Consider the following 12,849-nt stretch of genomic DNA (forward strand, 5'->3'; position numbering starts at 1 on the left):
GGGTCAGGAGACCTTCTCGAAGAGGGTGACGACGCCGGCGGTGCCGAGGCCGAGGTTGTGCTGGAGGCCGAGGGTGACGTTCTCGACCTGACGGGCACCGGCCTCGCCGCGCAGCTGCCAGGTGATCTCGGCGGTCTGCGCGAGGCCGGTGGCGCCGAGCGGATGGCCCTTGGAGAGCAGCCCGCCCGAGGGATTGGTGACGACGCGCCCGCCGTACGTGTGGTCGCCGTCGAGGATGAACTTCTCGGCGCCGCCCTCCTCGCACAGGCCCAGGCCCTCGTAGGTGAGGACCTCGTTGACGGTGAAGCAGTCGTGCAGTTCGACGACCTTGATGTCGCGCGGGTCGACGCCGGCCTTCTCGTAGACCTCCGTCGCCGCCGCCCGGGTCACGTCCGAACCGACCAGCGACATCGCGCTGCGCCGGTCGAAGAGTCCCTCCGCGTCCGACTGGAGGGTCTGGGCGGCGATGGCGACCTTGGGGTTCAGGCCGTGGGCGCGGGCGAACTCCTCCGAGCAGACGATCGCCGCGGCGGCGCCGCAGGTGGGTGGGCAGCACTGCAACCGGGTCAGCGGACCGGCGACCCTCGGCGAGCCGAGCACGTCGTCGAGGGTGATCGGGTCGCGGAAGACCGCGTACGGGTTGTTCGCCGCGTGCGTGCGCGCCTTCACCGACACCTTCGCGAAGGTCTCCGGTGCCATGCCGTACTTCTCCATGTACTCGACACCGGCGGCGGCGAAGTACTGCGGGGTCATCGGCAGGTCGGGATCGACGGCGTAGATGTCGTGGAGGGCGGCGGCGAAGTCGGTCAACGGGGTCGGGCGGTCGGCCCACTTGGCGCCCAGCGCGCCCGGCGGCATCTGCTCGAAGCCGACCGCGAGCGCGCACTCCACGGCGCCGCTCTCGACCGCCTGGCGGGCGAGCCACAGCGCGGAGGAGCCCGAGGCGCAGTTGTTGTTGACGTTCAGCACCGGGACCCGGGTCTGCCCGAACCGGTAGACCACGCGCTGCCCACAGGTCGAATCGCCATACACATAGCCGGCGTACACCTGTTGGATCCCGGCGTACGGCAGGGCGGCGTCGTCGAGGGCCGCCTTGACGGCCCCTGCCCCCATGTCGTCGTACGTCTTGGCGGCACTGGGCTTGGCGAACGGCACCATGCCGACGCCCGCCACCAGCACTCTGCGGCCCATGAGACCTCCCTATGATTGTCTAATCACCGTTAACTTTCGACCCTTGGTCCGAGTCGCGTCAAGGCTTCGCGGCGATCGGGGCGCGTTCGGCGGCCGATTTCATGTGATCCGCGATTAGGGATCAGCGAACAGTTGCCACTTCATGTGATGCGGTAGGGCTTGACATTGGCGTCTCTAAGTTAACTATGGTTTGAGTCGAAGCAGTGATCGAGGGGGCAGAGCCGCTCCGCTCGTTACTCCAGGGAGATCCCATGGCCGATACCCCCGCAGCCCCCGCGTTCCCGATGGAACGAGCGGCCCGCTGCCCCTTCGACCCCCCGCCCCCGCTCCTCGACCTGCAGGCCGCCGCGCCGGTCACCCGGGTCCGTATCTGGGACGGCAGCGAGCCCTGGCTGGTCACCCGGCACGAGGACATCCGTGCCGTGCTCAGCCACCCGGCGATCAGCTCGGACACGGACAACCCGGCCTACCCGCACCAGTCCGCGGCGATCCAGGCCCGCAGGAAGCGCGCCAAGTCCTTCTTCACCAGCGACGGCCCGGTCGAGCACGACGAGCCCCGCCGGGTCCTCGCCCGCGACTTCACCGCCCGCCGGATGCAGGCGCTGCGCGACCACATCCAGGAGATCACCGACCAGCTGATCGACTCGATGCTGGCCGGGCCGAATCCGGTCGACCTGGTCGAGGCGTTCGCCCTGCCCGTGCCCTCCCTGATGATCTGCGAGCTGCTCGGCGTCCCGTTCAGCGCGCAGGACGACTTCCACCACCTCACCAAGGCGTTCGTCGACCGGGCCTCGACCCCGCAGGACACCGTCGCCGCCACCGACCGGCTGCTCGACCTGCTGGGCGGCCTGCTCGACGAGAAGGTCACCGACCCCGCCGACGACCTGCTCAGCCGACTGGCCCAGGAACAGCTCAAGACCGGTGTCCGCACCCGTGACGAGCTCGCGAAGATGGCGCTGCTGCTCCTCACCGCGGGCCACGAGACCTCGGCGAACATGATCGCCCTGGGCACGGCGGCCCTCCTCAGCCACCCGGACCAGTTGGAGAAGGTACGGACCCACGCCGACGACCCGGCGCTGATCGCGAGCACCGTCGAGGAACTCCTGCGCTACCTCACCGTCGTCCACAGCGGCCTGCGCCGGGTCGCCGGCGAGGACATGGAGATCGGCGGGCAGCTCATCCGCAAGGGCGAGGGCATCGTCTGCGCGATCGACACCGGCAACCGCGACCCGCGGGCGTTCGAGACCGGGACGACGCTCCCCGCGGACGACCTGGACGTCACCCGCCCCGCCCGCCACCACCTCGCCTTCAGCTTCGGCGTCCACCAGTGCCTGGGACAGCAACTGGCCCGCGTGGAGCTCCAGGTCGTCTTCAGCACCCTCTTCCGCCGCATCCCCACGCTGGCCCTCGCCCAGCCGCTCGGCGACATCGATTTCAAGAACGACATGTCGATCTACGGAGCCCATTCGCTCCTGGTGACCTGGTAACACCGAGAGGACCCCGATCCATGAAGATCCACATCGACGAGGCCAAATGCGTGGGCGGCGGGCAGTGCGTGGTCGCCTCGCCCGACGTCTTCGACCAGCGTGACGAGGACGGCGTCGCCTTCCTGCTCGTCGAGAACCCCGGCCCCGACCTGCACGCGTCCGTCCGCGAAGCGGCGCTGCTCTGCCCCGCCCTCGCCATCGAGGTGGACGAGCGATGACCCTCTCGCGGGTCGTCGTGGTCGGCGCCTCCGCCGCCGGACTGACCGCCGCGGAGACGCTGCGCCGCGAGGGCTACACCGGCCACCTCACCGTCGTCGGCGAGGAACCGCACGCGCCGTACGACCGGCCGCCGCTGTCCAAGCAGGTCCTCAAGGGGGAGTGGGAGCCCGAGCGGCTCGCGCTGCGCCCCGCGCGGACGCTCGACGGACTCGACGCCGAGTGGCTGCTCGGCCGCAGGGCCACCGGCGTCGACGTCGCCGCACGCACCGTCACGCTGGACGGCGGTGACCGGATCCCGTACGACGGTCTGGTCGTCGCCACCGGCGTCCGACCGCGCCGCCTGCCCTTCGGCGACGGACTCGAAGGCGTCCACGTCCTGCGCGACGTGGAGGACGCCCTGGCGCTCCGCGACGCCCTGCGCCCCGCCCCTCGGTGGTCGTGGTCGGCGCCGGGTTCCTCGGCGCCGAGGCCGCCGCCGTCGCCCGTGAACTCGGCTGCTCCGTCACGCTCGTGGACCCGCTCAGCGCGCCGATGGTGCGGCAGCTGGGCAGCGCGGTCGCCGCCCGGGTGGCCGCCCTGCACACCGCCCGCGGCGTCCGGGTGCGCTGCGCCACCGGCGTCGTTGGCTTCACCGAGGAGGGCGGCCGCGTCGCCGGGGTACGCCTGGACGACGGCACCGAGGTCCCGGCCCAGGTCGTCCTCGTCGCGATCGGATCGCTGCCCGCCGTCGACTGGCTGCGCGACAGCGGTCTGCCGGTCGGCGACGGACTGCTCTGCGACGCGTTCTGCGAAGCCGCGCCCGGTGTCGTCGCGGCCGGCGACGTCGCCTCCTGGCTCCACCCCGACCACGGCCGGATGCGCGTGGAGCACCGTATGAACGCCACCGAGCAGGGCATGGCGGCCGCCCGCACCCTGCTCGGCCAAGGGCAGCCGTTCGCCCCCGTGCCGTACTTCTGGACCGACCAGTACGACGTCAAGATCCAGGCCTACGGCCACCCTTCCGCGGACGCCGACTTCACCGTGGTCGCGGGCGACCCGGACGAGGGCCCCTTCGCCGCCGTCTACGGCCGGCACGGCCGGATCACCGCCGCCGTGACCTGGAACATGCCGCGCGAGGCCCGCACCCTGCGCGCTCAGGTCGTCGAGCGCGCCCCGTGGCCCGTCGAGGCCGCCACCGCGCACGGCTGACCAGGGCCTTCCTTCTCCGCCCTCGCCTGCCCTGCCTGTCTTGCCTTCCGAGCAGAGAGACACGTCATGACGGACACCGTCATTTTCACGGTCGCCGACGGCGTCGCCACCCTCGCGATGAACCGTCCCGAGCGCCGCAACTCCTTCACCATCGAGATGGCCGACGGCCTGCTCGACGGCCTCGAACGCGCCGAGAACGACCCGGCCGTGCGCGCCGTCGTTCTCACGAGCACCGGCGCCCACTGGGGCGTCGGCCGGGACAACTCCGACACCGCGCCGCCCCCGTACCCGCCGGGCGACCACCTCCAGGGCCGCACCTCGCTGCTGCACTACACCCGCCTCGTCCACTTCATGTACGACATGAACACGCCGACCATCGCGGAGATGCGCGGCGGCATCGCCGGCGCCCACCTGTCCTTCGCGCTCGGCTGCGACTTCCGGTACGCCGACACGACCGCCGTGCTCAGCACCGCGTTCGTCAAGGTCGCCTTCGCCGGCGACCTCGGGGCGTCCTGGCACCTCACCCGCCTGGTCGGCCCGACGAAGGCCAGGGAACTGATGCTGCTCTCACCGAAGTTGCGCGGCCAGGAGATCGCCGACCGGGGGCTGGTCAACGCGGTGCTGCCCCCGGAGGAGCTCTCCGCGAAGGTCAGGGAGACCGCCGAGCAGCTCGCGTCCTTCTCGCCGCACGCCGTCGCCCGCACCCGCCGCAACCTGCTGGCCGCCCAGACCCTCTCGCTCGGCGACTACCTGCCGCTGGAGGCCGAGACGTACGCCTGGTGCGCCGCGTCGCCCGACGCCGAGGAGGCACGTCTCGCGTTCGTCGAGAAGCGCGCGCCCCGCTTCGGCACGGACGCCTGACCACCGGCCCCGCCGACGGCCGCGACGGCCGGGCGCGGGGCCGGACCCCATGGAACGAGGAATCGCCGCAATGAACTCCCTGCCCCCGTCGGGGCTCGACACCAACGGCCCGCTGGCCGGAATCCGCGTGCTGGAACTCGGCGGCATCGGCCCCGCCCCGTACGCGGGCATGCTCCTCGGCGACCTCGGCGCGGACGTCATCCGCGTCGACCGGCCCGAGGAGGCCGGGATCGCCAACCCCGCGCCGGTCCTGCACCGCGGCCGGCGCTCCCTCACCCTCGACCTCAAGCACCCGGAGAGCACGGCCATCGTGCTGGCGCTGGCCGCCGACACGGACATCGTGATCGAGGGCTTCCGCCCCGGCGTGGCCGAACGGCTCGGCGTGGGGCCCGAGGCGCTCCTCGCCCGCAATCCGGCGCTGGTCTACGGCCGGATGACCGGCTGGGGCCAGGACGGGCCGCTGGCCCAGGAGCCCGGACACGACATCAACTTCATCGCCCTCACCGGCGCGCTGCACGCGATCGGGACGCGCGAGGAACCGGTGATCCCGCTGAACCTCCTCGGCGACATGGGCGGCGGGGGCCTGCTCCTGGCCTTCGGCGTCGTGAGCGCGCTGGTCAGCGCGGGCGTCACCGGCCGCGGCCAGGTGGTCGACACCGCCATGTCCGACGGCTCCGCCTCCCTCCTCGCCATGGTCCACGGCTTCCTCGCCCAGGGCCGCTGGAAGGACGAGCGGGCGTCCAACACCATCGACGGCGGCTGCCCCTGGTACGGGGTCTACCGCTGCGCGGACGATCGCCATGTCGCCCTCGGCATCGGCGACCGGCGCTCCTACGCCGCGCTGGTGGACACCCTCGGACTCCAGGACGAGCCCGCCTTCACCCACCAGTACGACCGGGCCGCCTGGCCCGCCATGCGCGAGAGGCTCACCGCCGTGTTCGCGGGCCGGGACCGCGACGCGTGGGCGCGGACCTTCGAAGGCCGCGGCGCCTGCGTGAGCCCGGTCCTGTCCCTGACCGAGGCACCGGACCACCCCCACAACGCCGCCCGGGGGACCTTCCTCGCGGGTGCGGACGGCGGAGTCGAACCCGCCCCCGTACCCCGCTTCTCGGGCACGCCCGCCGCCCGTCCGGAACCCGCACCCGTCGTCGGCGCGCACACCGACGAGGTGCTCGCCCAGGCCGGCTACGCACCGGAGGCCGTCGCCCGCCTGCGCGAGGACGGCGTCGTGCGCTGACGCACCCCCGGCGGCTCCGGCCCGCGGACCGGCCCCCGCCATCCCATGAACTCCGAGACCCACCACGCTTCGGGAGACCACCATGCAGGAATCGCACAGCAGCAGGCGGACGGCCCTCGTGACCGGTGCCGCACGCGGCATCGGCCGGGCCGTCGCCCTGGAACTTGCGCACGCCGGGCACGACGTGGCCGTCGTCGACGTCGACTTCGACGGCTTCCGCGCCTACGACGACGACCAGACGCGGACGGTCATGAGCGAACTGGAGGCGGCGGGCGCCCGGGTCCTGTCCACGGAGGCGTCGACCACGGACGCGGCTGCCATGGAGGAGGTCGTGGCACGCGTCACCGAGGAGTGGGGCGGGCTGAACGCCGTCGTCTGCAACGCGGGCGGCGGCTCGGGACCGCTGGACGGGAACCGCGGTTCGGCCGTCGATCTGGAGCAGCTCGACGAGGTCATGCGCCGCAACCTCTTCGGCACCATCACCACGGTGCAGGCCGCGCTGCCCGCCCTGCTCGACGCCGACCGGCCCGCCATCGTCACCATGGGCTCCGTGACCGGGGTCAAGCCCAACGACACGGGCACGTACACGCACTACGGCGTCAGCAAGGCGGCCGTCATGCACTACACCCGCTACCTGGCCGCCGACCTCGCCCCGCGCGGGGTCCGCGCCAACTGCGTCGCGCCCGGCCCCATCGCGACGGGCCGGCTGCGGATGCGGGCCCGCGAGATCGGGGAGCGCGACGCCCAGCGCGCCGAGCAGCTGATGGCGAGCGTCGGCACCGAGGCGGACGTGGCCCGCGCCGTCCGCTACCTGGCCACCCCGGAGTCGCAGTTCATGTCCGGACACATCCTGCCGCTGTACCGCTGACATGGCCGGGGTCGCGGCCCGGCCGACGGACCCGGTGTCAGGCCGGGCCGTTACCATCGAGCTGCCGATCCGGGAACTGAACAGTGGAGATGCCAGCCTGATGACCGAAGCCCGGCCGAGGAGCACACGCCCCCGGGACCGGAAGCAGCAGATCGTCGCTGCCGCCTCCGAGCAGTTCCGCGCGTCCGGATTCCACAACGTCGGCATCTCCGACATCGCCGAGGCGGTCGGCATCTCCGGCCCCGCCGTGTACCGGCACTTCCGGGGCAAGCAGGAACTGCTGCACGCCACGCTGGTCGACGCGATCGACAAGAACACCCAGCCCTTCCAGGGCGAGTACGGCGATCTGCGCGAGATGCTCGACGCGGTCGCCGGGGCGATGCTGGAGCGCCGGCACACCGGCGTGCTCTGGGAGCGGGAACTGGCGCACCTGCCGCCGGAGCAGCGCCAGGAGCTGCGCACCCGCTACATCGCGACCATAGAGCCCCTGCGCACCGCGATGGCCGCCGCCCGCCCCGACCTGACGGCCGGCGGCGTCGAGCTGCTGCTGCGCGCGGTCATCGCCGTCTTCGCCACCATGAGCCAGCACGCGGGGAAGGTCGAACCGGCCCGCGCCCGGCGGCTGATGACGGATCTCGCGGTGGTCCTGAGCGAGTTCCGCGGGCTCACCGCCGACGCGGACGCCGATGCCGCCGAGGCCCGCAGACGGTCCGTGCCGCGCGGCCGGCTGCTGCCGGTCTCGCGCCGCGAGGCGGTCCTCGCCGTCGCCACCCGGCTCTTCGCCGAACGGGGTTACGAGGCGGTCGGCATGGAGGACATCGCCGCCGCCGCGGGCGGTATGGCGGGCCCCAGCCTGTACCACCACTTCGCCGGGAAGTCCGCGATCCTCGTCGCGGCACTGACCCGCTGCCTGGAGGCGATGCTCTTCGACCTCTCGGCGGCCCTCGAGTACGCCGAGGAGCCCGGCCAGGCGCTCGACGGAGCCCTGCACTCCTTCGTGCGGATCAGCATCCAGCACGGCGACGCCATGCGGGCGCTGCTCCACGAGATCGTCAACGTACCGGCCGAGGAACGGCAGTCCGTCCGTCGGATGCAGCACGACTACGTCACCGAATGGACGGCGCTCGTCTCCGGCCACCGGCCCGAACTGTCCTCCGCGGAAGCCGAGTTGCTGACTCACACGGCGCACACCGTCGTCACCACGCTCAGCCAGGGTGACGAGCTCTGGACGCGTCGGGCACTCCGCCGGGAGATCGTCGCCCTGGGGCGCACCGTGCTCGGCCTCCCGGCGGATGTCCCTGCCGAGGACTGACACCTCGACGAATGTGCGACGGGCCCGGCCTTCTCACGAAGGCCGGGCCCGTCGCCGTATGTACCGGATGAACCGTCAAGTGACCGGCTGATCGGATGCTTTCGACGTCTTTCATCAGCCCAGCCCTTCACAAGTTAGTGGTCGGTAGGCAGAGGTCTTGTCTCGCCGTGCGTGCGGTGGTTCACTGCGTGTGCGGCGGCCGGGTCTGTGACGCGCGTCTCAGCGAGGACCGCGGCCGCGGATCCCGTGTGGGCGCGTCCGGCCCACGCATCCCTCCTGTGAAGAAGGTCGCTCATGGCTGCCGACTCCCTGCCCCTGTCCCCGCCCGCCCCCACCGGCACCGCGCCCGCGCGGCCCCGCCGCCGGGCCTGGCTCATGGTGGCGGCGCTCCTCGCCTTCATGCTTCTCAACTACGCCGACAAGGCCGTCGTCGGTCTCGTCGGCGTCGACCTGCTCCACGATCTCCACATCGACGCGGGCGAGTTCGGCGTCGTGCAGAGCGGGTTCTTCTGGCTCTACGCGGTGGGCGCCGTCGCGGGCAGCTTCCTCATCGGCCGGGTCCCCGCCCGCTGGCTGCTGGGCGGCGTCGCACTGCTCTGGGTGCTCTGCCTGCTCCCGATGGTCTGGAGCGCAAGCTTTACCGTGCTGCTGGTCAGCCGGATGCTCCTCGGGTTCGCCGAAGGCCCCTCGGCCGCCATAGCCCTCGGTGTCGCGCACAGCTGGTTCCCCGCCGAACGGCGCACGCTGCCCACCTCCTTCGTCGTCGCGGGCGCCTCGTTCGGCCCCCTCGTCGCCGCCCCGGTGATCACCGCCGTGGTCGCGCGCTTCGACTGGCACGCGGCGTTCGCCGTCACGGCCGCCGCGGGCCTGGTCTGGGTCGTCGTCTGGTTGCTCGTCGGCCGCGACGGTCCCGAGCGGGTCGGGCACTCGGGATCGACCTTCGCCGAACTGCCGGAGCACGTCCCCTACCGCCGTCTGCTCACCTCCGGCACCGTCATCGGGCTCACCGTCCTCTTCTTCGCCACCTACGCGAGCGTCGCGGTCAAGATCAGCTGGCTGCCGCTGGTCCTGCGCCAGGGCCTGGGGTACGACGCGACGACCACCGGGTGGCTGGTGGCGCTGACCTACGGCAGCGGCGGCGTCCTGATGATCCTCTTCGGGGCCGTCTCCCGCGCCCTGACCAAGCGGGGAGCGGGCGTCAGGGCCTCGCGCGGCGTGCTGTCCTGCGTCCTCGTCGCGACGGCCGGGTTGTGCACGATGTTCTGGCCGTCGCTCGGCCGCGGTCCGGTGCAGATCTTCTTCCTCGTCGTCGGCACGTCCCTGTGCGTGGGCGCGCAGGGTGTGGCCTGGGCGCTCGTCTCGGACGTCACCCCGGCCCGCCAGCGCGGCACGGTCATCGGCGTGATGGTCAGCTGCTACAGCATGGGCGGTGTCCTGGCGCCCCTGGTCCTCGGTGACCTGGTGAACAGCGCGGCGAATCCGTTCGACGGCTACCGGCTGGGCTTCGCCGGTCTCGGGCTCCTCCTGCTGGTCGCGGGGCTGATCGCGGTGCGGCTGGTGCGGCCGGAGCGTGACGTCGTGTCCTTCGCTGCCGCCTCCCCGTCGGCCGTTGACGCCTAGGTTAACGGTGATTAGGGTCTAAGGTGAAGCTGAAGCACGCTCAGTCAAGCCGTGATGCCGCTTAAGTTCACCGAGATTCGATAGTAAACATTCTGGATTCGATCTCGTTCCGTGAGGGCGCGGCTTGGCTCGGTTCCCTGGAAGAGGACGCATGAACAGCACCGAGCGCTACTCCGACTACGAGCACCTGGCCTTCCACCGTGACGGACACGTGCTCACGGTGGAACTCAACCGCCCCGACGACTACAACGCGATCCACATTCCCCTGCACAGCGAACTGGCCCGGGTCTTCGCGGAGATCCGCAAGGACGACGAGGTCCGGGCCGTGGTGCTGACCGGCCGGGGCAAGGCGTTCTCCGCGGGCGGCAACGTCCTCAAGGGCCCCCGCCCCGGCGCCGGTCCGGTGCTCGACGCCTTCTTCAAGGACGCCCGCAAGATCATCACTGATCTGCTGGAGGTCCCTCAGCCGGTCATCGCGGCCATCAACGGGCCCGCCGTCGGCCTCGGTGCCACCCTCGCGCTGCTCTGCGACATCACGCTCATGTCGCGCACCGCGGTGATCTCCGACCCGCACGTGACGGTCGGCGTCGTCGCCGGCGACGGCGGCCTGATCGCCTGGCCCTGGCTGGTCGGCATGGCGCGCGCCAAGGAGTACCTGCTCACCGGCGACAAGCTCGGCGCCGCCGAGGCGGAGCGGATCGGACTCGTCAACCGCGTCGTCGAGCCCGAGCAGCTCCTCGACGAGGCGCAGGCCCTCGCCGCCCGCCTGGCCGGCGGCACGGTGCGCGCCATCCAGGGCACCAAGCAGGCTCTGAACCGCATCTGGCTCGACACCGCCCACCTCACCCTTGACGCGGCCCTCGCCACCGAGAAGGAGTGCTTCGCCTCGGGCGACCACCAGCGCGCGGTCGACGTCTTCCGCGCGGCCCACGCGGAGGCCAAGGCAGCCAAAGCGGCCAAGGCGCTGACGGAAGCCACCGCCTGAGCCGGCGTCAGGCTCCCGGAGAAACGCAAGAAAGGCCGAACGTGTCCGACATGATGTCGCCCGGACAGGTGGCAGAGGCCGCGAGCCTCTGCCATGTCTTCCAGGCCACCGCCGCCGCCGTCCCCGACGAGATCGCCCTGCGCTCGTCGGACGGCACGGTGACCCTCACCTGGCACCAGTACGAACAGCGGGTCCGCCGCATCGCGGCCGGTCTCGCCTCGCTCGGCGTGGGCCGCGGCAGCACCGTCGCGCTCATGCTCACCAACCGCCCCGAGTTCCACCTCGTCGACGCCGCCGTGATGCACCTCGGCGCCGCGTCGTACTCGGTCTACAACACCTACCCGGCCGACCAGATCGCGTACCTGTTCTCCGTGGCGGAGAACGACGTGGTCGTCTGCGAGGAGCAATTCCTCGACCGGGTCCGCGAGGCCGGCCGGCAGGCCGGGACCGCCACCGTCGTCTGCGTCGACGCCGAGGCGGACGGTGTCATCGGCCTCGCCGCCCTCGAAGCGCGGGAACCGGCGGGCTTCGACTTCGACATAACCTGGCGTGCGGTCACCCGCGACGACCTGCTCACCCTCATCTTCACCTCGGGCACCACCGGCGCCCCCAAGGGCGTCGAGCTGACCCACGGCAACGTGCTCTTCTCGCTGGGCAGCAACATGACCTCGCAGACCGAGATCACGGGCGGCGCCGACCTGCGCGGCCACATGGTCTCGTACCTGCCGGACGCCAACCTCGCCAACCGCTGGTCGGCCCACTACGGCCCCATCGCGACGGGGTCCACCACCACGACCGTCCGCGACGGCAAGACCGTGATCCAGGTCCTGCGGGACGTGCACCCCACCGGCTTCATGGGCGTGCCCATGATCTGGTACAAGATCAAGGCCCAGATCGAGCAGGCCCTCGCGGCCCGTGCCGGACAGGCCAGGACCGCGTTCGAGGACGCCTTCCGCCTCGGCACCGCCGCCGCCCGCGCCGAGGTGGCCGGCACCACCCTGTCCCCGGCCGAGACGAAGCAGCTCGCGCTCGCCGACGAGCAGGTGCTCCGGCCGCTGCGCGAGGAGTTCGGCCTCGACCGGATGTGGGTGACCACGTCCGGCGGAGCGCCGATCGCCCCCGAGGCCCTGGAGTTCTTCATGGCCCTCGGCGTGCCGCTCTGCGAGGTGTGGGGCATGACCGAGACCGCGGCGGCGGGACTGGCCAACATGCCCGGCAGGCGGCGCCCCGGAACCGTCGGCCAGGCCCGGCACGGCGTCGAGGTCACCCTCGCCGCCGACGGCGAACTGCTGCTGCGCAGCCCCGGCGTGATGCGCGGCTACCGGGGCGAACCGGAGAAGACGGCCGAGGCCGTCGACGCCGACGGCTGGCTGCACACCGGAGACGTCGCCACCATCGACGCCGACGGCTACGTCCGCATCGTCGACCGCAAGAAGGACGTGATCATCAACTCGTCCGGCAAGAACATGGCGCCGTCCCACATCGAGAACTCCGTCAAGTTGGAGTGCCCGCTGATCGGCTCCATCGTCGCCATCGGCGACACCCGCCCGCACGTGACCGCCCTGATCACCCTCGACCCCGACGAGGCGCGCGCCTTCGCCGCCGCACTCGGCCTCGGCGACACCGGCCCGGACGCCCTCGCCTCGCACCCGGAGATCCTGGCCGCCGTGGAGGAGGGCGTCACCAAGGGCAACGCCCGGCTCGCCCGCGTCGAGCAGGTCCGCGGCTTCACCGTCCTCCCCGTCTTCTGGGAGGCCAACGGAGATGAGCTGACGGCCACGATGAAGGTGCGGCGCAAGGTCGTCACCGAGAAGTACGCCAAGGAGATCGAGGCCCTCTACGCCCGCCCGGCCGACCGAGGTACGGCCGCACTCCGCTGAC

Annotated in this window: 10 protein-coding genes and 1 pseudogene; 10 read left to right on the plus strand and 1 reads right to left on the minus strand. The window is 71.8% G+C overall.

Annotated features, from left to right (window positions below; all coding sequences use genetic code 11):
- Window positions 1-3: 3 nt before the first annotated feature.
- Complete coding sequence (locus tag V2W30_RS37210; protein ID WP_338703011.1) at window positions 4-1,191, minus strand: lipid-transfer protein; 1,188 nt, start codon at window positions 1,189-1,191, stop codon at window positions 4-6.
- 251 nt (window positions 1,192-1,442) lie between these two features.
- On the opposite strand from V2W30_RS37210, the gene V2W30_RS37215 reads away from it, so the two are divergent.
- The 10 genes and pseudogenes from V2W30_RS37215 (at window position 1,443) to V2W30_RS37265 (ending at window position 12,848) form a co-directional block, all read left to right on the plus strand.
- On the plus strand, window positions 1,443-2,678 hold the full coding sequence (locus tag V2W30_RS37215) for a cytochrome P450 (protein WP_338703012.1): 1,236 nt from the start codon (window positions 1,443-1,445) through the stop codon (window positions 2,676-2,678).
- 20 nt (window positions 2,679-2,698) lie between these two features.
- Window positions 2,699-2,896, plus strand: a complete 198-nt coding sequence (locus V2W30_RS37220; RefSeq protein ID WP_338703013.1) for a ferredoxin — start codon at window positions 2,699-2,701, stop codon at window positions 2,894-2,896.
- Window positions 2,893-4,085, plus strand: a pseudogene (locus V2W30_RS41775) (NAD(P)/FAD-dependent oxidoreductase). Before V2W30_RS37220 ends, V2W30_RS41775 begins: the two are co-directional and overlap by 4 nt.
- Before the next feature lie 66 nt (window positions 4,086-4,151).
- Window positions 4,152-4,946, plus strand: coding sequence for an enoyl-CoA hydratase-related protein (locus V2W30_RS37235; protein WP_338703015.1), 795 nt, complete (start codon window positions 4,152-4,154; stop codon window positions 4,944-4,946).
- Between the two features lie 70 nt (window positions 4,947-5,016).
- On the plus strand, window positions 5,017-6,183 hold the full coding sequence (locus tag V2W30_RS37240) for a CaiB/BaiF CoA-transferase family protein (RefSeq protein ID WP_338703016.1): 1,167 nt from the start codon (window positions 5,017-5,019) through the stop codon (window positions 6,181-6,183).
- A gap of 82 nt (window positions 6,184-6,265) precedes the next feature.
- Window positions 6,266-7,051 (plus strand): SDR family oxidoreductase, encoded by a 786-nt coding sequence (locus V2W30_RS37245; RefSeq protein ID WP_338703017.1) that lies wholly within the window; start codon window positions 6,266-6,268, stop codon window positions 7,049-7,051.
- A gap of 100 nt (window positions 7,052-7,151) precedes the next feature.
- Window positions 7,152-8,363, plus strand: a complete 1,212-nt coding sequence (locus V2W30_RS37250; protein ID WP_338703018.1) for a TetR/AcrR family transcriptional regulator — start codon at window positions 7,152-7,154, stop codon at window positions 8,361-8,363.
- A gap of 294 nt (window positions 8,364-8,657) precedes the next feature.
- Window positions 8,658-9,983, plus strand: coding sequence for an MFS transporter (locus tag V2W30_RS37255; RefSeq protein WP_338703019.1), 1,326 nt, complete (start codon window positions 8,658-8,660; stop codon window positions 9,981-9,983).
- A gap of 151 nt (window positions 9,984-10,134) precedes the next feature.
- Window positions 10,135-10,968 (plus strand): enoyl-CoA hydratase/isomerase family protein, encoded by an 834-nt coding sequence (locus tag V2W30_RS37260; protein WP_338703020.1) that lies wholly within the window; start codon window positions 10,135-10,137, stop codon window positions 10,966-10,968.
- Window positions 10,969-11,018: 50 nt separating this feature from the next.
- Window positions 11,019-12,848 carry a long-chain fatty acid--CoA ligase gene (locus tag V2W30_RS37265; protein WP_338703907.1) on the plus strand — a complete coding sequence of 610 codons (1,830 nt, stop codon included), beginning with the start codon at window positions 11,019-11,021 and terminating at the stop codon, window positions 12,846-12,848.
- Window position 12,849: the final 1 nt, after the last annotated feature.

Origin of the sequence: Streptomyces sp. Q6, from assembly GCF_036967205.1 — a bacterium.
In the GTDB taxonomy this organism is placed as follows: Bacteria; Actinomycetota; Actinomycetes; order Streptomycetales; family Streptomycetaceae; genus Streptomyces; species Streptomyces citrinus.

Bases quoted from the DNA above. Each gene is read 5' to 3' on its own strand.
- V2W30_RS37245 (WP_338703017.1), top strand. From the start codon at position 6,266: ATGCAGGAATCGCACAGCAGCAGGCGGACGGCCCTCGTGACCGGTGCC.
- V2W30_RS37255 (WP_338703019.1), top strand. From the start codon at position 8,658: ATGGCTGCCGACTCCCTGCCCCTGTCCCCGCCCGCCCCCACCGGCACC.
- V2W30_RS37220 (WP_338703013.1), top strand. From the start codon at position 2,699: ATGAAGATCCACATCGACGAGGCCAAATGCGTGGGCGGCGGGCAGTGC.
- V2W30_RS37250 (WP_338703018.1), top strand. From the start codon at position 7,152: ATGACCGAAGCCCGGCCGAGGAGCACACGCCCCCGGGACCGGAAGCAG.
- V2W30_RS37210 (WP_338703011.1), bottom strand. From the start codon at position 1,191: ATGGGCCGCAGAGTGCTGGTGGCGGGCGTCGGCATGGTGCCGTTCGCC.
- V2W30_RS37235 (WP_338703015.1), top strand. From the start codon at position 4,152: ATGACGGACACCGTCATTTTCACGGTCGCCGACGGCGTCGCCACCCTC.
- V2W30_RS37260 (WP_338703020.1), top strand. From the start codon at position 10,135: ATGAACAGCACCGAGCGCTACTCCGACTACGAGCACCTGGCCTTCCAC.
- V2W30_RS37265 (WP_338703907.1), top strand. From the start codon at position 11,019: ATGATGTCGCCCGGACAGGTGGCAGAGGCCGCGAGCCTCTGCCATGTC.
- V2W30_RS37215 (WP_338703012.1), top strand. From the start codon at position 1,443: ATGGCCGATACCCCCGCAGCCCCCGCGTTCCCGATGGAACGAGCGGCC.
- V2W30_RS37240 (WP_338703016.1), top strand. From the start codon at position 5,017: ATGAACTCCCTGCCCCCGTCGGGGCTCGACACCAACGGCCCGCTGGCC.